This is a genomic window from Amycolatopsis sp. NPDC031561 (assembly GCF_055580625.1).
The window spans coordinates 103,864-123,880 of sequence record NZ_JBVILA010000001.1 but is presented as its reverse complement, the minus strand read 5'-3'; the positions used below and the strand labels follow the sequence as shown (position 1 = coordinate 123,880).

General features: G+C 68.8%; 17 protein-coding genes. 10 read left to right on the top strand and 7 right to left on the bottom strand.

All coding sequences use genetic code 11. The features are described 5' to 3' along the window. The first annotated feature begins 375 nt into the window (after positions 1–375). From ACZ5IK_RS00595 to nicT, 7 genes are all read left to right on the top strand, one after another. Positions 376–1,173 (top strand): HAD family hydrolase, encoded by a 798-nt coding sequence (locus ACZ5IK_RS00595; RefSeq protein WP_465485937.1) that lies wholly within the window; start codon positions 376–378, stop codon positions 1,171–1,173. 618 nt (positions 1,174–1,791) lie between these two features. After that, positions 1,792–3,597: a glycoside hydrolase family 3 protein gene (locus tag ACZ5IK_RS00590; RefSeq protein WP_465485936.1), complete on the top strand. Its 1,806-nt coding sequence runs from the start codon at positions 1,792–1,794 to the stop codon at positions 3,595–3,597. Further along, positions 3,594–4,874 (top strand): exo-beta-N-acetylmuramidase NamZ family protein, encoded by a 1,281-nt coding sequence (locus ACZ5IK_RS00585; RefSeq protein ID WP_465485935.1) that lies wholly within the window; start codon positions 3,594–3,596, stop codon positions 4,872–4,874. The genes ACZ5IK_RS00590 and ACZ5IK_RS00585 overlap by 4 nt, the downstream gene beginning before the upstream one ends. A gap of 11 nt (positions 4,875–4,885) precedes the next feature. After that, positions 4,886–6,661: a serine hydrolase domain-containing protein gene (locus ACZ5IK_RS00580; protein ID WP_465485934.1), complete on the top strand. Its 1,776-nt coding sequence runs from the start codon at positions 4,886–4,888 to the stop codon at positions 6,659–6,661. Positions 6,662–6,898: 237 nt separating this feature from the next. Beyond that, positions 6,899–7,870 carry a MurR/RpiR family transcriptional regulator gene (locus ACZ5IK_RS00575; RefSeq protein WP_465485933.1) on the top strand — a complete coding sequence of 324 codons (972 nt, stop codon included), beginning with the start codon at positions 6,899–6,901 and terminating at the stop codon, positions 7,868–7,870. A gap of 17 nt (positions 7,871–7,887) precedes the next feature. Beyond that, a complete protein-coding gene (locus ACZ5IK_RS00570; RefSeq protein WP_101611117.1) occupies positions 7,888–8,817 on the top strand; it encodes an N-acetylmuramic acid 6-phosphate etherase in 930 nt (309 codons plus the stop codon). A 74-nt stretch (positions 8,818–8,891) separates the two neighbouring features. Then, positions 8,892–9,995, top strand: coding sequence for a Nickel transporter NicT (gene nicT / locus ACZ5IK_RS00565; protein WP_465485932.1), 1,104 nt, complete (start codon positions 8,892–8,894; stop codon positions 9,993–9,995). 97 nt (positions 9,996–10,092) lie between these two features. Here the strand turns inward: nicT and ACZ5IK_RS00560 are convergent, their stop codons facing one another. Next, positions 10,093–11,262: an MFS transporter gene (locus ACZ5IK_RS00560; protein WP_465485931.1), complete on the bottom strand. Its 1,170-nt coding sequence runs from the start codon at positions 11,260–11,262 to the stop codon at positions 10,093–10,095. 51 nt (positions 11,263–11,313) lie between these two features. On the opposite strand from ACZ5IK_RS00560, the gene ACZ5IK_RS00555 reads away from it, so the two are divergent. Continuing rightward, on the top strand, positions 11,314–11,619 hold the full coding sequence (locus ACZ5IK_RS00555) for an ArsR/SmtB family transcription factor (RefSeq protein ID WP_465485930.1): 306 nt from the start codon (positions 11,314–11,316) through the stop codon (positions 11,617–11,619). On the opposite strand, the gene ACZ5IK_RS00550 is transcribed toward ACZ5IK_RS00555, so the two are convergent. Beyond that, positions 11,596–12,453 carry an extracellular catalytic domain type 1 short-chain-length polyhydroxyalkanoate depolymerase gene (locus ACZ5IK_RS00550; RefSeq protein WP_465485929.1) on the bottom strand — a complete coding sequence of 286 codons (858 nt, stop codon included), beginning with the start codon at positions 12,451–12,453 and terminating at the stop codon, positions 11,596–11,598. The two genes, ACZ5IK_RS00555 and ACZ5IK_RS00550, sit on opposite strands and share 24 nt — an antisense overlap. 115 nt (positions 12,454–12,568) lie before the next feature. On the opposite strand from ACZ5IK_RS00550, the gene ACZ5IK_RS00545 reads away from it, so the two are divergent. Together ACZ5IK_RS00545 and ACZ5IK_RS00540 are read left to right on the top strand one after the other, a co-directional pair. After that, on the top strand, positions 12,569–13,843 hold the full coding sequence (locus ACZ5IK_RS00545; RefSeq protein WP_465485928.1) for a tannase/feruloyl esterase family alpha/beta hydrolase: 1,275 nt from the start codon (positions 12,569–12,571) through the stop codon (positions 13,841–13,843). A gap of 4 nt (positions 13,844–13,847) precedes the next feature. Beyond that, positions 13,848–14,432, top strand: a complete 585-nt coding sequence (locus ACZ5IK_RS00540; protein ID WP_465485927.1) for a nitroreductase family protein — start codon at positions 13,848–13,850, stop codon at positions 14,430–14,432. Here the strand turns inward: ACZ5IK_RS00540 and ACZ5IK_RS00535 are convergent. From ACZ5IK_RS00535 to ACZ5IK_RS00515, 5 genes are all read right to left on the bottom strand, one after another. Continuing rightward, positions 14,410–16,245 carry a helix-turn-helix domain-containing protein gene (locus ACZ5IK_RS00535; protein WP_465485926.1) on the bottom strand — a complete coding sequence of 612 codons (1,836 nt, stop codon included), beginning with the start codon at positions 16,243–16,245 and terminating at the stop codon, positions 14,410–14,412. The genes ACZ5IK_RS00540 and ACZ5IK_RS00535 overlap by 23 nt on opposite strands. Continuing rightward, entirely contained in the window at positions 16,242–17,558 is a 1,317-nt protein-coding gene (locus ACZ5IK_RS00530; protein WP_465485925.1) for an MFS transporter, read from the bottom strand. Before ACZ5IK_RS00530 ends, ACZ5IK_RS00535 begins: the two co-directional genes overlap by 4 nt. Positions 17,559–17,581: 23 nt before the next feature. Further along, a complete protein-coding gene (locus ACZ5IK_RS00525; RefSeq protein ID WP_465485924.1) occupies positions 17,582–18,340 on the bottom strand; it encodes a 3-hydroxybutyrate dehydrogenase in 759 nt (252 codons plus the stop codon). A gap of 422 nt (positions 18,341–18,762) precedes the next feature. After that, the gene (locus ACZ5IK_RS00520; protein WP_465485923.1) at positions 18,763–19,494 is read right to left on the bottom strand and encodes a Fic family protein; all 732 of its coding nucleotides are present in this window, start codon (positions 19,492–19,494) and stop codon (positions 18,763–18,765) included. Beyond that, positions 19,491–19,988: a phosphoribosyltransferase gene (locus ACZ5IK_RS00515; RefSeq protein WP_410662899.1), complete on the bottom strand. Its 498-nt coding sequence runs from the start codon at positions 19,986–19,988 to the stop codon at positions 19,491–19,493. The genes ACZ5IK_RS00520 and ACZ5IK_RS00515 overlap by 4 nt, the downstream gene beginning before the upstream one ends. Positions 19,989–20,017 lie beyond the last annotated feature (29 nt).

Here is a 20,017-nt window from a genome sequence, read left to right as displayed (position 1 = left end):
ACGAAAAGGGTTGAGGACAAAGAAAAGTAACGAGCATCGGCCGATTCGGCCTTGTCGTGACGAGGTTTTCCGCGGCCGACGAGGTCTGAACCATTGGCGGGGCGGGAAGTTAGAGGGCGGTCCCCGCCAGGGGGGAGGGACGGGGACCGCCTGGGGTTCAGCCCCGGGGGGTCGGACTGAACCTGGGCCCGGTGCAACACCGGACAATGTCACTGTAACTCCGATACCGGCCCGTTGCGGTGGGCGGCGGCACCCACAATTCGATAACGGCACGACGCGCCCGATCCGGTGCGCGGTCGTGAATTTTCCACCGCCGTATCCCGATCGTGGTCGACCAACGGGCGCACCGCCGTCCGGCTCTCCTATCCTTGGCGAGTGGCCCACCCCAGCACGACACCGAGCCCGGTCGCGGCGTTCTTCGATCTCGACAAGACGATCATCGCGTCTTCGAGCGCGCTGGCCTTCAGCAAGCCTCTTTTGCGCGAAGGCCTGATCAACCGGCGAGCCGCGCTTCGCAGCGCGTACGCCCAGCTCGTCTTCTCGCTCGCGGGCGCGGACGCGGCGAAGACCGAGCGGATGCGGGCCGAGGTTTCCGCGCTGTGCACCGGATGGGACGTGGCGCAGGTGTCCGCGATCGTCCGCGAAACGCTGCACGACGTCGTCGATCCGCTCGTCTACGCGGAGGCGGCGGAACTGATCTCCTCGCATCGCGCGGACGGTCACGACGTCGTGGTGCTGTCGGCGACCGGCGAAGAGGTCGTCGCCCCGGTCGCCGAAATGCTCGGCGCGACGCGCAGCGTGGCCACGCGGATGCAGATCGTGGACGGCCGCTACTCGGGCGAAGTCGATTTCTATTGCTACGGCGAGAACAAGGCCATCGCCGCGAAAGAGCTCGCGGCCACCTACGGCTACGACCTCACCCAGTGCCACGCGTACACCGACTCGAGCACCGACATCCCGCTTCTCGAGGTCGTCGGACGGCCCCACGCGGTCAACCCCGACCGCGTGCTGCGCAAGCACGCGACCGAACAGGGCTGGGACATCCTCGCGTTCGATCACCCGATGTCACTGCGGACCAGGATCCCGGCCAGGTCGGCGGGCCTGGTCGCGCTCGGCGCCGTCGCCGCGGGTGCCACCTGGTACGGCTACAACCGGCGCAAACGCACTCGCTGAGCCCGCACCCGGTCGGCGGTACGGAACCGGTTTTCGCAGACAGAGCGGCGAATTGTCCGTCGCGGAGGGTGCCCGTGTCACTAGATCGAGCCTCTGTACCGGTGCACCCGTCTGCGCACTTGAAGTGACCCGGCTCACGGCGTAGAAAGAAGGTGCGGACGTTCGATCGGCCAGGGAACAGGTAGAAGAGAAGCCTGTTCCACCCCGGCGAATCTCCGTGTGCGGACACCGGGTACCCACGCGCAGCGCGCCGCGGGAGGCTCGTCGTCTAGGGACTGCGTACCGGGACGCCGGACGCCGAGTCCATGAAGGTACGACCAGAGTTGCACGCTTGGTCGCCCGAGTGGTTCGCACTGATTGGCGGCGCCCGCCGGCTCAGGCCGACGGGCGCCGCCAGTGTTTTGCCCGTCTTTCCCGTCGTGACCGGCCCGGTCACGCATCGATGACGCCTTGTTTTCAAGCGTGACAGGCCCCTTCGCGTCCCTTTGTGTATGAACGGACCTTTCGTGCGGGTGGCCGATGGACAAGCAAAGTGCTCGTGGGTAGCTTCCGGATATCAGTGCTTCCAGGTGGACTTCTTTCCATCTGAGAGTCAGGCACGAATCTGGGAGGCTTGAGGTGACGACCCGAACCGCGCACGCCCGTCATCGGAGGATCCATGCGCTCGCCGTGCCCCTCGCGGGTCTGCTCACCCTCGCGATCGCGGGCGTTCCGGCCGCCGCGCAGCCGGTGACCGCGGACGCGGAGGCCCAGCGGACGCTGCGCGGGCTGACTCTGGAGCAGAAGGTCGGCCAGCTGTTCGTCACGTGGGTGAACGGCAAGTCCGCCGACGAGGTCAACGTCAAGAACAAGGCCGACTTCGGCGTGGACACCCCCGCGCAGGTGATCGAGAAGTACCACCTGGGCGGCGTCATCTACTTCAACAACGACAGCCGCGACAACTTCGACGACCCGGTCCAGGTGGCCAAGCTGTCGAACGGGCTCCAGCGGGCCGCCATCCGCAGCGGCGCGCACATCCCGCTGCAGATCGCGACCGACCAGGAGGGCGGCACGGTCACCCGCATGGGTGCCCCCGCCACCGAACTGCCGAACGCGATGGCGATCTCCGCGGGCCGCGACCCCAAGGCCGCGCAGGACGCCGCCCGGATTCTGGGGCACGAACTGCGCGCCGTCGGCATCAACCAGGACTTCGCCCCCGACGCCGACGTGAACTCGAACCCGGCGAACCCGGTGATCGGCGTCCGTTCCTTCTCCGGCCGCCCGGAGCTGGCGAGCCAGTTCGTCGGGGCGCAGGTCAAGGGTTTCCAGGACTCCGGACGTCGCTCCGAGACGGTGTCCGCCGCCGCGAAGCACTTCCCCGGCCACGGTGACGCGGCCACGGACAGTCACCTGGAACTGCCCAGGATCGACCGGACCGAAGCCAGCTGGCGCGAGACCGACGTGCCGCCGTTCAAGGCCGCCATCAAGGCAGGCATCGACTCGATCATGAGCGCGCACATCCAGTTCCCCAGCCTCGACCCGTCGGGTGAGCCCGCCACGCTGTCGAAGCCGATCCTCACCGGCAAACTGCGCGGCGAGCTGGGATATCGCGGCGTCGTCATCACGGATTCGCTCTCGATGGACGCCGTGCGCGAGATGCACACCGACGCCGAGATCCCGGTGCTGGCGCTCAAGGCGGGCATCGACCAGTTGCTCATGCCGGTGAACCTCGACCTCGCGATCAACTCGGTGCTCGACGCGGTCCGCAAGGGTGAACTGACCGAGCGGCGCATCGACGAAAGCGTCCTGCGGGTGCTCAAGCTCAAACTGAACCGGGGCATCCTGACCTCGCCGTTCGTCGACCCGGCCAAGGTCGCTTCGAAGGTCGGCATCCCGGCCAACCTCGCGACCGCGCAGGGCATCGCCGACCGGTCGGTCACCGCGATCCGCAACGACGGCGGCGTCCTTCCGCTCAAGCAGCAGCCCGCGAAGACGCTCGTGACCGGCTGGGGTGTGAGCACGACGACCGCGCTGGCCTCGAAACTCACCGCGCACGGAACGCAGGCGACCGCGCTGCAGACCGGCCAGACCCCGACCGACGCGCAGATCGCGCAGGCCGTCACGGCCGCGAAGAACGTCGACCTCGTCGTGGTGCTGACCAACAACGTCGGCACGTATCCGTTGCAGGGCAAGCTGTTGCAGGCCCTGACGGACACCGGGAAGCCCGTCGTCGCGGTCGCCGCGCAGATCCCCTACGACGCCGGCTACGAGAACCCGGTCAAGACCTGGCTCGCGACGTACGGCTACATCACCCCGTCGGTCGAAGCGCTGGCGAAGGTGATCCTCGGGAAGGTGAAGCCGCAGGGCAAGCTGCCGGTGGACGTCCCCGCGGGCAAGGACGTGGGCACGGTGAAGTACCCCTTCGGCCACGGGCTGACCTGGTGACGCTCAATCGCCGCCATCTCCTCGCCGCCGGGGCGCTCGCGGTCCCCGCGCTGACGGCCGGATCCTCGGTCGCGCAGGCAGGGCCCGAGGCCACGGCGGAAAGCGAGAGCAAAGGTCCCCCGCTCACCCGCACCGGAGCGGACGTGCTCGCCGCCCGTGGCTGGGCGCCGCTGTCCGGCCGCAAGCTCGGCGTGCTGTCGAATCCGACGGGCGTCCTGGCGAGCGGCGACCACATCGTCGATTCGATGGTCGCCGCCGGTGTCCGCCCGCTCGCCGCGTTCGGGCCGGAACACGGCTTCCGCGGCAGCGCGCAGGCGGGTGGCTCCGAGGGCGACTACACCGATCCCCGCACCGGCGTCCCCGTGTACGACGCGTACGGCGCCGACGCGACGAAGCTCGCCGGGATGTTCACGAAGGCGGGCGTCGACACAGTCGTCTTCGACATCGCCGACGTCGGCGCGCGGTTCTACACCTACATCTGGTCTCTGTACACGGCGATGGTCGCGGCGGCGAAGGTCGGCGCGGCGGTGGTCGTGCTGGACCGGCCGAACCCGCTGGGCGGCAAGGCCGCCGGGCCGATGCTGGACCCGGCGTACGCGTCGGGCATCGGGCGGAAGCCGATCGTGCAGCAGCACGGCATGACCGTCGGGGAACTCGCGCGGTACTTCGCCGCCGAGTTCCTGCCCGCCGAAGGGGTCACCCCTGGCAGGCTCGAGATCGTCGAAGTACGTGACTGGCGGCGTGATCAGCTCTTCGAGCGCACCGGGCTGACCTGGGTCCCGCCGAGCCCGAACATGCCGACACCGGACACGGCGCTCGTCTATCCCGGCACCGGGATGTTCGAGGGCACCGTGTTCTCCGAAGGCCGCGGCACCACCAGGCCGTTCGAGATCATCGGCGCGCCGGGCCTCGATTGGCGCTGGCGCGAGAAGCTCGGCGAACTGCGGCTTCCCGGGGTGAAGTTCCGTGAGGCGTACTTCGTGCCGACGTTCGGCAAGTTCGTCAACGAGCCTTGCGGCGGCGTGCAGGTGACGATCACGGATCCGCGGGCGTTCGACGCCATCCGCACCGCGGTCACCATGTTCGTCACCGCGAAACAGGTGCACCCGGACAAGTTCAAGTGGCGGCCCGACAACTTCCTCGACAAGCTCTCGGGCTCCGACAGGCTGCGCACGATGATCGACAAGGGCGCCGGAGTGGACGAGATCGTCGGCTCCTGGCAGGCCGAGCTCGCCGAGTTCGACCGGAAACGCCGTCGCCATCTCATCTATCGCTGAGGGGAACGACCTTGCGTGCTAGGAAGATCCTGATCGCGACCGTTTCCGTCCTGGTCGCGGCGACCACGCTGTCGACGGCGGGAGCACAGGCGATTCCGGGTTCGGAACAACAGCGAGACCGCGTGGCGGGCCGGTTCGACAAGCCTCGCGAGGGCTTCGCGCCGGCGTCCACCGTGCTCCGTGACGGCGCGCCCGGCGACGTCGGCCTCGACCCGGAGCCGATCAAAGCGGCCGAGCGGTTCATCGACAGCTGGACGAAACCGGACGCCACCGGGCATCCGCACTTCTCCGGCGCTGTCGGCCTGCTCGCGCACGACGGCGTCGTCGTCGAGCGCCAGGCCGTCGGCGGTGCCGTCCGCTACGCCGACGCGAACGGCACGGAACTGCCGCCGGAGCAGCAGGTGCCGATGCGCGCGGACACCATCTTCGACATGGCCTCGATCTCGAAGCTGTTCACCTCGATCGCGGTGATGCAGCTGGCCGAGACGGGCAAGCTGGACATCTCGGCGCCGGTGGCGCGGTACCTGCCGGAGTTCGGGGTGAACGGCAAGGAAGCCGTCACCGTCCAGCAGCTGCTCACCCACGTTTCGGGCTTCGCCGCGACACCGCTCCCGTCGCTGTGGGAGGGCTATCCGGACATCCCGTCGCGCCGGAAGGCCATCCTCGACAGCCCGCTGAAGAACCCGCCGGGCAGTACGTACCTCTACTCCGACATCAACCTGCTGACGCTCGGCCTCCTGATCGAGAAGCTGGCCGGAGCGCCGTTGGACAAGGTGGTCCAGGACCGCATCGCGACTCCGCTCGGCCTCGCCGACACCGGCTACAACCCGCCGGCGGCGAAACTGGCCAGGGTCGCGGCGACCGAGTACGCGGTGAAGCCGCCTCGGGGCCTCGTACGCGGGCAGGTCCACGACGAGAACGCCTGGTCGCTGGGTGGCGTCGCCGGGCACGCGGGCGTGTTCTCCACGGCCTCCGACATGGCCGTGCTGGCGCAGACGATCCTCAACGGCGGCGCGTACCGCGGTCAGCGGATCCTGCGGCCGGAAACCGTGCGATCGATGCTGACGAACTACAACCAGAAGTTCCCCGACAACTCCCACGGACTCGGCTTCGAACTCGACCAGCCCTGGTACATGGGCGCGCTGTCGGCGCCCTCGACCGCCGGCCACACCGGGTTCACCGGGACCTCGCTGGTGATCGACCCGCTCTCGAGGTCGTTCGCGATCCTGCTCACCAACCGCGTGCACCCGACGCGGAACTGGGGCTCGATCAACCTCGCCAGGGAGGCGTGGGCGAGCTCGCTCGCGAAGGCGATGGCCGTCCGCCCGGTACGCGGCCGTGACGCGTGGTTCAGCGGCGCGGGGGACGTCTCCACGGCCACGCTCACGACCCCGCCGTTGCGGACCCGTGGCGGCCCTCTGAAGGTCTCCTTCGACACGTTCGTGGACACCGAAGGGCCCTCCGATTCGCTCTTCCTGGAAATAAGTACCGACGGTGGCACCACCTGGAAAACGATTACTCTGCGTGCGAGCGGCCCAGGCGCTCCCGCGGGGGACCTGACCGGCCTCGGCGGGCACGGACACCGGGCTTGGTGGCGAGCCGCCGCCGAGGTGTCGCAAAGCTCACAAATCACCCTCCGGTGGCGTTACACGACCGATGCCCGTTACACGGGACGCGGAATTTCCCTGGACGGTGTGAAAGTCACTGAACGCGGCCGGATACTGCTGGACAGTGAGCATAATCCCCCTACTTTTGCAGCTACCGGATGGAAGTTGAGCGCTAGGTAGTTGAGCGGTTCCGTTTCGCAGACCGAACCGCCCCGTTGACCGGGGCACAGCCCCTTGCATCGCGACACTAAGTTGCCAAGTCGTTAGCTCGACCTCGTTAACGGCCTCGACCTGGTTAGCGACTTTCTGGTCAACGATTAATCGCAAATCGAATCCGCAGACACGGATAGGTTGCGATCTTCCCGAAGGGTGTGGGTAGCCTTGTCGCAGATGCCAACGGTTAGTAACTTTCCCACGGTGGGCGATACCGAATCCGTAATCGCGGTCGCACCGTCCGAGTCCTTGCCGGCCCAGCCGACACGGGACGCTGACGCGAGCCCGCTGGTCCGGATCCGCTCACTGCTGCCCGGGCTCGCCCGGGCCGAACAGCGTGTCGCGAAGGTCGTCCTCGAAGACCCGGCGACGGTCGCGCGGCGCAGCATCACCGAGGTCGCGCTCGCGGCGAACACCAGCGAGACCACCGTCACGCGCTTCTGCAAGGCGGTCGGCGTCGGTGGATATCCGCAGCTCAGGATCGCTTTGGCGGCCGACACCGCCCGGTCCGAGGCGCGGTCCAGCCGCAATCTCGGCGGCGAGATCGGGCCGGAAGACGACCTGGCCGCGGTCATCGGCAAGGTCAGCTTCGCGGACGCTCGTGCCGTGGAGGAGACCGCCGACCAGCTCGACGTCCCGTCACTACAGCGCGTGATCGACGTTTTGGCGGGCGCGGGCCGTGTGGACGTCTACGGCGTCGGCGCGAGCGCGTTCGTGGCCGCGGATCTGCAGCAGAAGCTGCACCGCATCGGCCGGGTCAGCTTCGCCTGGTCCGACACGCACATCATGCTGACCTCGGCCGCCGTGCTGAGCCCCGGAGACGTCGCCATCGGCATCTCCCACACGGGCGCGACCACGGACACCGTCGAGGCGCTGCGTGTGGCCCGTGAGCACGGCGCGATCACCGTCGCCGTGACGAACTTCCCGCGTTCGCCGATCACCGAGGTCTCCGACCACGTGCTGACCACGGCCGCGCGGGAAACGACGTTCCGCTCGGGTGCGACCGCCAGTCGCATCGCGCAGCTGACCGTCATCGACTGCCTGTTCATCGGTGTCGCGCAGCGGCACATGGACGCGTCGGTCAACGCGCTCGACGCGACCAGGGACGCGGTGGGTTCGCACCGGCTGGGCGTTCGGCCCGACGGCAGGCGACGGCCGCGGGAAACCGGCAAATGAGCGAAAAAGTGAGGCGCATGATGACCGTCCCACGCCAGGTGGTGCACGTCGATTCGCCAACCGAACAGCGCAATCCACGGACGACCGACATCGACCTGATGTCGACCATGGGCATCCTCGGCGCGATCAACGCCGAGGACCGCCGGGTCCCCGAAGCCGTCGCCGCGGTGCTGCCGCAGGTGGCGCGGGCGGTCGACTTCGCCGTGGAAGCGCTGCGGTCGGGACACCGCGTGCACTACTTCGGGGCCGGTACCTCCGGCAGGCTGGCGACGTTGGACGCGGCGGAGCTCGTGCCGACGTTCAACGTGCCCTCCGACTGGTTCATCGCGCATCACGCGGGCGGCGCGCGCGCTCTGCGCCAAGCCGTCGAAGACGCCGAGGACGACGTGAAGGCCGGAGCCGCCGAGGTGGCCGAGACCGTCGTACCCGGCGACTTCGTGCTCGGGCTGACGGCTTCCGGCCGGACGCCCTACGTTCTCGGCGCGCTGGCCGCGGCCAGCCGTCGCGGTGCCCGGACCGCGCTGGTCTCGGGCAATCCGGCCGCGGTGATGCCGCCGGGTGTCGATGTCCTCATCGCCGTGGACACCGGCCCCGAGGCGATCGCCGGGTCGACCCGGATGAAGGCGGGCACGGCCCAGAAGATCATCCTCACCGCGTTTTCCACCGCGACGATGATCAAACTCGGCCGGACCTACTCGAACCTGATGGTCAGCATGCGCGCGACCAACGCGAAGCTGCGCGGAAGGACCATCAGGATCCTGCGCGAGGCCACGGGGATGAGCATGGCGGACTGCTCCGACGCGCTCACCGAGGCCGACGGCGACCTCAAGGTCGCGCTGGTCCATCTGTTGTCCGGCGAAGACGTCGCGAACGCGGCGAAGGCGCTGGCGAACAGTGATGGCCACGTACGCAAGGCTCTCGACTCCCTGCGGGTGCGCGCGAGCTGAAAAATCACTGATTGCCCATCACCTGCTCATCTGCTTAGGCTCTCAGGTATTCGCGACTGAGAGGTCGGGTGGTCATGAGCACCGGCGGACAGCCCCGTTCATCCCGACGCCTCGCGCTCACGCGACGCGAACGGGTGTCCGTCGCCGGGATGGCCGGGTTCATCCTGCTGCTCAACGTCGTGGGCTGGGGGGTCCTGACGCTTTTCGTGGCGCCGCGCCAGTACGAGCTCGGCGCCACGGGCGTGTTCGGGATCGGCCTCGGCGTCACCGCCTTCGTGCTCGGGATGCGGCACGCTTTCGACGCGGACCACATCGCCGCGATCGACAACACCACCCGCAAGCTGATGGCCGACGGGCAACGGCCGCTTTCGGTCGGCTTCTGGTTCTCCCTCGGCCATTCGACGATCGTTTTCATCCTGTGCCTGCTGTTGTCGCTCGGCGTCCGCGCGCTCGCCGGCGCTGTCGAGGACGACTCGTCGGCGTTGCACGAGGCGACCGGGCTGATCGGGACGTCCGTTTCGGCGGTGTTCCTGTACCTCATCGGGATCATGAACCTGGTCGTACTGGTCGGCATCGTGAAGGTGTTCCGGCGCATGCGGCGGGGCGAGTTCGACGAAGCGGCGTTGGAGCGGCAACTCGACAACCGCGGCTTCATGAACCGACTGCTGCGCGGCGCCACCAAGGCGGTGCGCAAGCCGTGGCACATCTACCCGATCGGCGTGCTGTTCGGCCTCGGCTTCGACACCGCGACCGAGATCAGCCTGCTGGTGCTCGCCGGCGGCGCGGCCGCGTTCTCCCTGCCCTGGTACGCGATCCTGGTGCTGCCGATCCTGTTCGCCGCGGGGATGACGCTGTTCGACACCGCCGACGGCTGCTTCATGAACTTCGCGTACGGCTGGGCCTTCGCGAAGCCGGTGCGGAAGATCTACTACAACCTCACCGTGACGGCGCTTTCCGTCGCGGTCGCGCTGCTCATCGGGACGATCGAGCTGATCTCGATCCTCACCGAGCGGCTGGGCATCACGACCGGACCGCTCGCGGCGATCGGGTCCCTGAGCCTGGACTACGTCGGCTACGCGGTCGTAGCGCTCTTCGTGCTTACTTGGGCCCTCGCGCTCTTCGTGTGGCGCTTCGCGCGTATCGAGGAGCGTTGGTCGGCCAGGATCCCGGTCAAGTAGCCCTCTGACCTGCGGGAAGAGAGCAAGGGACCTTTGCTGTCACTTACTTAGCGTACCCACGCTAACGATAGCAAAGGTCCCTTGCTCCCACTTTTGATCAGGCGGGCTGGGCCACCCGCGTGCGCGAAGGGAGCGAAAGCGCGAAGGCGAGCAGAGCGATGAAGGCGGCAACGGGACCGACCCACCAGACACCCGCCGACGACAGGACGACGCCACCCAGCGCGGCACCGAGGGCGCCCCCGGCGTAGATCGCGGAACCGTTGAGCCCCAAGGCGACCGTCGGCGCGTCGGGCGCCAGCGAGAACAGCCGGTGTTGCTGCGGCACCATCAGCATCCCGCCGAAGATCCCCGAAGCCAGCGCGAGGACCAGCGCGCCGGGCAGGCTCAACACGGCGACGTCCACCAGCGCGAGGGTCACGACCGTACCGACGAGCGAGATCGCGCGGACGCGTGCGGGCCCGAGTGAGTCGGTCGCCCGGCCCGCGAAGGCATTGCCCGCGATCTGCCCGATCCCGAAACCGATGAGCAGCCACGAGATCATCGCGCCCGCGGCGACCGGAGCGACCAGAACGGGCAGGTACACGAAGGCCGCGAAGCCCGCCGCGGTGCCGAGAACGCTGACGCCGAGCACGCGCGCGATCGGCGGCCGCGCGACGACGGCGAGCCTGTCGCGCAGGGACACCGTCGGCATCCGGACACCGGGCAGCAACGGCACGAGCAGCGCCACGACCACCGCCACCGCGCCGATCCCCCACATCACCGCGCGCCAGCCGAACCAGGTGCCCGCCAGCACCCCGATCGGCACACCGACCACCATCGACACGCTCATCCCGGCGGAGACCGTCGCCAAGGCGCGGCCACGTCGTTCGTCCGACGCCAGGGCACCGGCGAGCACATACGCGTTGGACTGGAACGCGGCGGCGCCGAGGGCGGCCAGCACGCGGGCGACCGCGACCACGGCGAAGGACTCGCCGAGCGCTTGGCCGGCCATGCCGATCGTGAACAGCACCATCCCGGCGCCGAGCACCCAGCGCCGGTCGAGCCGTCCGGTGAACGCCGCGATGAGCGGCGAAGAAATCGCGTACGTCACCGCGAAGACCGTGGTCAGCTGGCCCGCGGCGGCTTCGGAAACCCGCAGGTCGGCGGCGATGGTGGGCAGCAGCCCGTTCAAGACGAACCCGTCGGTGCCGACGGTGAACGTCCCGACGGCGAGTACCAGCAGAGCCCCCAAGGCGAGCCGATCATTAGATGATCGTCGAATCGTCATGAGAGGTATGGTGGCCGGACTATTCGATGACTGTCAAACAGTTGGAGCGAAGTGACCAGCACGCTGCCGCAACCGGCGACCGGCGAAATCGAGATCGTGCCGGTGCTCCAGGCACTCGCGGATCCCGTGCGCCTGGAGCTGATCCGCGCCCTGCGAAGCAACCCTTCGCCACGAAGCTGCGCCATCACCGAGTACGACGTCGAGATCAGCGCGCCGACGCTCTCCCACCACTGGAAGGTCCTGCGCGAAGCCGGCCTCACGACCACCTTCGTCGAGGGCCGGACCCGCTGGGTCGAGCTACGGATCGAGGACATCCACGAGCGGTTCCCAGGACTACTGGACGCCGTCCTCGCCTAATCGCCACTTCGCCGCGAGTTCCGCCGCCGCGCACACGCCGACGTCCAGCAGATACGGCCCGGCCTGACCGCAACCGGCCCCCGGCGCGATCGGCTGACCGTGCCCCATCCCGGCGACGGCGTGCGTGTCGACGGCGGCGCCGACGTCCGTCCACTGCTCGGAAAGCTCACGCAGGTTCATCGAAGCGACCGTGTAGTCCGCGGTCCCGTGCCAGACGCTGACCGGGGAACGCGCGCCCGTGCCCGCGGCCCGCACCTTGTCACCCCACTGCTTCGGGGTCAGATCCTTGCCGGGATTCATGCACGAGTAGGCGTCGATCATCGAAGCCGCGCAGCCGTACGGCAGGCCCGCGACGACCCCGCCGCCCGCGAACAGTTCCGGATAGGCCGCCAGCATCACCGAGGTCATCGCCCCGCCCGCCGACAGACCGGTCACGTAAGTCCGGCTTCCGGCCGCGAACCGCGCCATCTGCGCGATGGATTCGGCTTCCCCGGACCCGCGCCTGATGTCGCCCGCCTGGAACCAGTTGAAGCATTTGCTGAAGTTGTTCGCCGAAACCTGTTGCGGCAGAACGAGTTTGAACCGCAGCCTGTCCGCGAGCCCGATCCAGCCGGAGCCACGGGCGTATCCAGCCGCGTCCTGGGTGCAGCCGTGCAGCACGACCACCGCCGGACGTCCGGACGGCAGCCCGTCGGGAACGTACTCGAACATCTGCAACGCACCGGGATTGCTCCCGAACCCGGTCACGGGACGGATCGCCGCCGCCTGTGCCGGAGTCGCGAAGAGAAGGACCAATGCCGAAACCACCGCGCCGATGAGGAGTTTTCGCATCATTTCAGGCTAGAACCGCCGCCGCCCGGTTCCCACGTGGACGACCACCACAGCGACGGCCCGTTTTGTGTGGTCGCGCCGGGTACCGATCCGGAAGGCACGCGCTTACCGTCGGCCGATGCGGCTCATTCTGGTCCTCGCGATGATGCTGGCCCTGACCTCGCCCGCCGAAGCGGCGGCGAGCGGATGCGCGAACGTGCGTGTTCCGGGGGCCGCGAAACAACAACTGTCCTGTTTGGACGATCTGACGACCACCGGCACCCTGGCCACCGGGCACACCGTCCAGGCCGACTGGGCCGGGCTGACCTCGGCCGGATTCCCCGCGTCCCAGGGCGTTCCCGGGATCCAGATCGACGGCTATTTCCCGGACACCTCGACGGCTAACACCACGCACGGCTGGAACCACGACGCGCAGTTCGTGCTGCGGCTGCCCGATCGCTGGAACGGCGGGCTCGTGGTCTCGGGTTCGCCCGGCGTGCGACGGCAGTACGCGAACGACCGCGCGATCGGCGACCAGGTCCTCGCCGCCGGTTACGCGTTCGCCGCGACCGACAAGGGCAACACCGGAGCCGACTTCCACACCGACGGACGGCGGCCCGGCGACGCGCTCGCCGAATGGAACTCACGCGTCACGCAGTTGACCCTCGCCGCGAAGGCCGCCGTCGCCCACCGTTACGGGCGTCTGCCGAGCCGCACGCTCGCGGCCGGGATGTCGAACGGCGGCTACCTCGTCCGCTGGCAGCTCGAGAACCGGCCATGGCTCTACGACGGCGGCATCGACTGGGAGGGCACGCTTTGGCACGAGGACGGCCCGAACCTGTTCACCTTCCTCCCGCCCGCGATCAAGGCCTATCCCGCGTACCTCGCCGGTTCCGCCCGGGCACACCAGCGGATTCTCGACACCGGTTTCGCGCCGGGCTCGGAATTCCTTTGGCCGTACCACAATGACGTCTACTGGGGGCTGACCCAGCGCATCTACCAGGCCGAATTCGACCCGTCGTCCACCGGGACCGACTACGACTACGCCGCTCGTCCGCCGTCGGTGCACCGCGCGGTCGAGCGGATCTCTCTCACCGGCCGGATCGGCAAACCGCTGATCACCCTCCACGGCACCCTCGACACGCTCCTGCCGATCACCCGCGATTCCGACGTCTACCAGCGGATGATCGCCGATCAGGGCCGCGCCGGACTCCAGCGCTACTACCGGATCGTGGACGGCAACCACGTCGACGGCCTTTACGACGCCTACCCGGACAAACTGCGCCCGATCGGCCCGTGCTTCCGGACGGCGTTCACCGCGCTCGAAGGCTGGCTCGACGGCGTCCGCCCGCCGTCCTCGGCGACGATCCCGCGCGCGAGCGGCGACCTCGCGAGCTCTTGCGCACTAAACTGATCTCATGGAATTCCAGGACGTCGTACGACGCCGTCGCATGGTCCGGAAGTTCACCGACGAGCCCGTCGCCGAGGCGAGCCTTGAGCGCATCCTGCGCAACGCGCTGAAAGGTCCCTCGGCCGGATTCTCACAAGGACAAGGATTTCTCGTCCTGACCGGGGAAGAACTCGCCAAATTCTGGGAGTTCGGAGCCAGCTGGGCGCCGGAATCCGTGACCACGGCACCGGTCGCGATCGTGCCGCTCTCGGTCAAGAACGCCTATCTCGACCGCTACGCCAAGCCCGACAAGGGTTTCGCCGAAGGTGACGACTCCTGGTGGCGCGTGCCGTATTGGGACGTCGACACCGGGATGGCGGCGCTGCTGATCCTGCAGACCGCTGTCGACGAGGGTCTGGGCGCGGTGTTCTTCGGCCTCGCCCCCGAAAGCGTGGAGCGCCTCCACGGCGAGTTCGGCGTGCCGGAGGATCACGATCCGATCGGCGTCGTGGCGCTCGGCCACGGCGACGAGCCCGGCCCGTCACCCGGCTCGTCGGCGACGACGGTCGCTCGACGCGACTTCTCCGACGTCATCCGGTTCGGTCATTGGTGAGACGGTGCAGCCTGAGCGCGAGCTGGAGTTCCAGCGCGCGCTCGGGCGTCTGCCACTGCTCGCCCAGCAGCGAAGCGATGCGGTCCAGCCGCTGTACGACGGTGTTGACGTGCACGTGAAGCAGGTCCTTCGCCCGCGTCAAGTTGCCGCCACAGGCGAAATACGCCCGTAAAGTGCCGATCAGATCCGTGCCGCGGCGTTCGTCGTAGTCGAGGACCGGGCCGATCGTGGCCGTCACGTACGCGTCGAGATCGGCGTGTTCACCGAGGAGCAGCCCGACGAACCCGAGGTCTGCCATGCTCGCGCCTTCACCCTCGCGGCCGAGGGCGAGCAACGACGCGACACACCGCGCGGCCTCCGCGTGCGCCTCGGCAAGGGCTCGCGGCGAGGTGGCCGGTCCCGCCGCGCCCACCGTCACCGGGCAGTCCATTGTGGACGCGAGTTCGGCGGCGGCGGACCGGGCCAGCGCGCCGGCGTCCTCGCCGCGGACCAGCAGGACGACCTCGTCGGCGTGGACACCGACCAGGTCCGCGTGCCGGGCGGCGGCCATGGCCAGCCGTCGCCGGGAGACGTCGTCGGAATGCGCGATCAGCACAGCGTGCGACGTCGATAAGTCGACCCCGAGGCGGCGACCTCGCGCCAGCAACGCGGCGGGATTGCGGCCCGGTGCGGTGAGCAGATCGGACAGCAGTTCTCCGCGCACCTCGTCTTCGGCCCGCGCGACGGAACGCCGCTGCATCAGCAGTACCGCGGTGACCACGCCCGCCCGCTCGAACAGCCGCCTGTCGGCCTCACCGAGGGACCGCCCACCACCCAGCACCAGGCTGCCGAGGAACTCTTGCCCTGCCTGGACCGCGCACAACCAGCCGTCCTCAGTGGACACCGCCCGCCCGCTCGCGCGTGATGCGGACACGGCGGCGCGCGAGAGGCTCAGCTCCCCGCCGGTCCTGGCCAGGACGGCACCGTCCGCGTCGTAGACCGCGATCCCGCCGCCGAGCACGTCCGCGACCGCGGCGGCGACCTCGGCCAGATCGCCGCCGCGCAGCACGAGATCCATCAGCCGGTCGTGCGCGTCTTCGGCGCGGCGCATCGCGTCGTTGTGCGCGCTGATCGTCGCGTTGGCGGCGTTCAGCTCGGCGACCGCGCGCCGCGTCTCGTCGAGCAGATGCGCGTTGTCCAGCGCGATCGCCGCGTGGTCGGCCAGCGACGACAGCAGCGCGACCTCTTCCGGCGAGAACTCGCGCGTGGTCCGATCCGAGGCGAACAGCACCCCGATGACCTTGCTGCCGATCGCCAGCGGCACCCCGAGGATCGCTGTCAGCCCCTCGTCGAGCACGCCGGTGTCGATCGACGAAGTGTGGTGGAACCGCTTGTCGTTGAAGTAGTCCGCCGTCGCGTACGGCCGCGCGGTCTGCGCGACCAGCCCGCCGAGCCCCTCGCCCATCCCCAGCACGATGTCCTGGAACAGCGCGGAAACCGAACCGTCGGTCACGCGGACGTAGGTGTTGCCCTCGGTCTCGTCGTTGAGGCTGAGGTACGAGACGTCCACGCCGAGCAGTGCCCGCGCCCGCCGCACGATCGACCGGAGGACGGCGTCCGGATCGTCCAGCCTGGCGAGGTCGCTGGCCGTGTCGAACAACGCGGCCAGCTCCGCCTCGCGCCGCCGGTGCTCGGCGACGGTGTCCCGGATCCGCAGCGCCAGCTCGGTGGCCCTCGGGTCGACGGGGACGTGCGCCAGCCGCTCGCTGCCCGCCCCGGAGGCGAGCAGTTCGAGCAGCCGGTGCAACTGCGCGGAACCGTCCACAGCGGTCATGCTGACACGTGACCGCGCTCCGTGAGAACTTCGGAGTGCAGGGACTCCCCCTTGGTCTCGCGGGCGGCGAGCAACGCGATCACCGTCAGCGCGCACATCGCGACGACGTAGAGCGAGACCGGGACGGTGCTGCCGAATTCCTTGAACAGCGCGACCGCGATGAGCGGCGCCACCGCGCCCGCCGCGATCGACGACAGCTGCCCGCCGACCGAAAGGCCGGTGTAGCGGACCCGCGTCGGGAACTGCTCGGAGAAGAACGCGGCCTGCGGGCCGTACATCGCGCCGTGCAGCACCAGCCCGATGGTCGTCGCGAGAATGATGACACCGGAATTCTTCGTGTCGAGCATCGCGAAGAACGCGAAACTCCACACCGCCATCCCGATCGCGCCGAACAGATAGACCGGGCGGCGGCCGATCCGGTCGGAAAGAATGCCCCACAAGGGAATGGTCAGGAAATGCACGGCCGAACCGATGAGCACCGCGTTGAGTCCCGCGGATTTCGGCAAACTCAATCCGGTGGTGACGTAAACCAGAATGAACGCGGTGATCACGTAGTACGAAACGTTCTCCGCCATTCGTGAACCGATGGTGATCAGCACCGCGCGCCAGTTGTTCCGGAACACCTCGACGACCGGCGCGTGCTCGGGCGCGCTCTTCTCTTGCGCCGCCAGGAAGACCGGCGATTCGCTGACCGCGAGCCGGATCCAGAGCCCGATCACCACGAGGACCCCGGAAAGCAGGAACGGGATCCGCCAGCCCCAGCTGAGGAACGCCTCGTCGGACTGGGTCGCGGCGAGGATCGCCAGGACCGCCGTCGCGAGCAGGTTCCCGCCGGGGGCGCCGCACTGCGGCCACGACGCCCAGAACCCGCGGCGTTTGTCGTCACCGTGTTCGGAGACGATCAGCACCGCGCCGCCCCATTCGCCGCCGAGGGCGAAACCCTGGACCAGCCGCAGCAGCGTCAGCAGGATCGGCGCCAGCACGCCCACGGTCGCGTAGGTCGGGAGGATGCCCATCGCGCAGGTCGAACCGCCCATCAGCAGCAGGCTCAGCACCAGCAGCTTCTTGCGGCCGACCCGGTCCCCGAAGTGCCCGAACACCAGCCCGCCGACCGGCCGCGCGAGGAAACCGACGGCGTAGGTCAGGAACGCGAGCAACGTGCCTGTCAGCGGATCGTTGGTGGGGAAGAACAATTTGCCGAACACCAGCGCCGCGGCGGAGGTGTAGAGGAAGAAGTCGTACCACTCGATCGTCGTTCCGATCAGGCTGGCACTGACCACCTTCGCGATCGAGCCACGGGGTTGCGTGGTCACCGGGGACGTCCTTTCTGGAGGGTTCACGCGGCGGTCCAGCCGCCGTCGAGGGGGATCGAGGTACCGGTGACATGGGCGGCGTGGTCGCCGGAGAGCCAGAGCACGCACGCGGCGACGTCCGCGGGTTCGATGAGCCGCTTGATCGCCGAACGGCGCAGCAGGACCTGCTCGATGACGGCGTCGCGTTCGAGGCCGTGTTCTTCGGCCTGCGCTTCGAGCTGGCCGGTGACCAACGGGGTCCGGACGTAGCCGGGGCTGACGCAGTTGCTGGTCACCCCGTGTTCGGCGCCTTCGAGCGCGGTGACCTTGGAGAGTCCTTCGAGCGCGTGCTTCGCGGTGACGTACGCGGACTTGAACGGGCTCGCGCGGAGGCCGTGGACGCTGGACATGTTGACCACGCGACCCCAGCCGCGGTCGTACATCGGCGGCAGCACGCGGCGGATGAGCAGGAACGGCGCGGTGACCATGAGCGCCTGGAGACGGGTGAACGTCTCCGGCGGGAACTCGTGGATCGGCGCGATGTGCTGGAAGCCGGCGTTGTTGACGAGGATGTCGATCTCGGCCGGGAGGGTCTCGATGGCCCGGGCGTCGGTGAGGTCGGCGACGTGCGCGATGCCGTCGACCTCGGCCGCCGCCTTCTCGACGGCGTCGTCGATGTCGACGAGGTGGACCTTGGCACCGGCGCGGGCGAGCGCTTCGGCGCAGGCCAGGCCGATCCCGCTCGCCGCGCCCGTGACCAGCGCGGACTTACCCGCAAGATCGCTGTGATACGCACCACTCATGCCCGACGACGTTAGGTCGCTCCAGGCACTTAAGCCATGTGGTTACTCGCTACACCTGCTCCAGACTCCATGTCGACTCACCCCACCCCCGCGTTTCGTCCTCTGGTTGCGGTAGTTCGTGCTGCCAACTACCGCAACTAGAGGACGAAACACGCGATGTCCGGTCGCGTCCCGAACCTCAGGCTCGCCCGGTGCCCCCAAGCCCCGCAATGAACGGGCCTTTCCTTGCAAATTTTGCAAGGAAAGGCCCGTTCCTAGCGCCAGCCGGAGGGGCCCGAGGCGGACAGCCGGGGACCCGGGGGTCCGGTTGCGAAGAGGGAGGGAGAGAGGGTGTCTCAAGTCACGCGTTTCGTCCTCTGGTTGCGGTAGTTCGTGGTGCGAAGTACCGCAACTAGAGGACGAAACGCGAGGAGGGAGGGGGGTCAGCCGGCGGCGTCTGAGATGGACTTCGCCTCGCGGGCGCCCGCCTCGAAGGCTTCACAGGAGAAGAGCAGCCAGGACCGGACGCCCTCGGGAGTTCCCTCCGTAAAGGCCGAAGCGGCTTCGAGGTACTTCGGCACGCGCCGGAAGTACGCGACCTCAGGCACCGTCAGCGCCTTCGGGTCCAGCCCCGTCGCCACCGCCGAGAGCCGGGCCGCAGCCCGCGCGACGATCCCGTCCGCCGAGCCGAAAGGCTTCAGCGCCAACAGTTCCCCGTGCACGACGGCGGTGAGCACCGGTCCGGGGACCGACGTCGCGCCGGTGACGAGTTGCGCCAGCATCTCCAGCCGCGGCCCGACGTCACCGGACGACCGCGGCCGTCCCAGCGCGTCGAGATCGGCCACCAGATCCGACGCGGCGAGGACGTGCAAGCGCGCCAACGCCTGCAGCGGCGCACGCCGCCAAGCCGGGAGCAGCCCCTCCAGCGCTTCCGCGACGCGCAACGCGCCCGCCAGCACCGGATCGGTCACTTCGCCGGATTCCGGCAGTTCGGGCGCCGCACCCTCGATCCCGGCCGACGCGCGCGCCGACCGCACGGACGCTTCGGCGGCCGTCGCCGCGCCGCCGCGCAGGTTGGCGGGCAGCCGGTGGACGGCGAACACCGCGTCCTGCGCCGATTTCGCGGCCGCCGCGACACCTTCGAGGTCCAGCAGCGGCTTCAGCGGATCCGTCACGCGTCCAGCACCTGACCCTCGCGGCGCACGACCGGCGCCTGCACCGACCACGGGAAGTTGATCCACCGGTCCGTGTGCTTCCAGACGTATTCGCACTTGACGTCGGAGCGCGGCTTCTCGTAGACGACCGCGCAGCGCACCTCGGCGACGTGGTCCGCGCAGAAGTCGCGGACCAGCTTCAACGTCGCGCCGGTGTCCGCCACGTCGTCGGCGACGAGCACCTTCTTCTTCGTCAGATCGACGACGTTCGGCACCGGCGGCAGCATCACCGGCAGGTCGAGGCGCTGATCGACGCCGGTGTAGAACTCGACGTTCATCACGTGCAGGTTCTTCACGTCCAGCGCGTAGCCGAGCGCGCCGGCGACGAACAGCCCGCCGCGCGCGATCGACAGGATCAGGTCCGGCTCGAACCCGTCGTCGGCGACGGCCTGCGCCAGCTCCCTGCCGGCCGTTCCGAACAACTCCCAGGTGAGCTCTTCCCGCTCCTCGGCCATGCGCGCCTCGCCTTCTCGCTCGTTCCCGC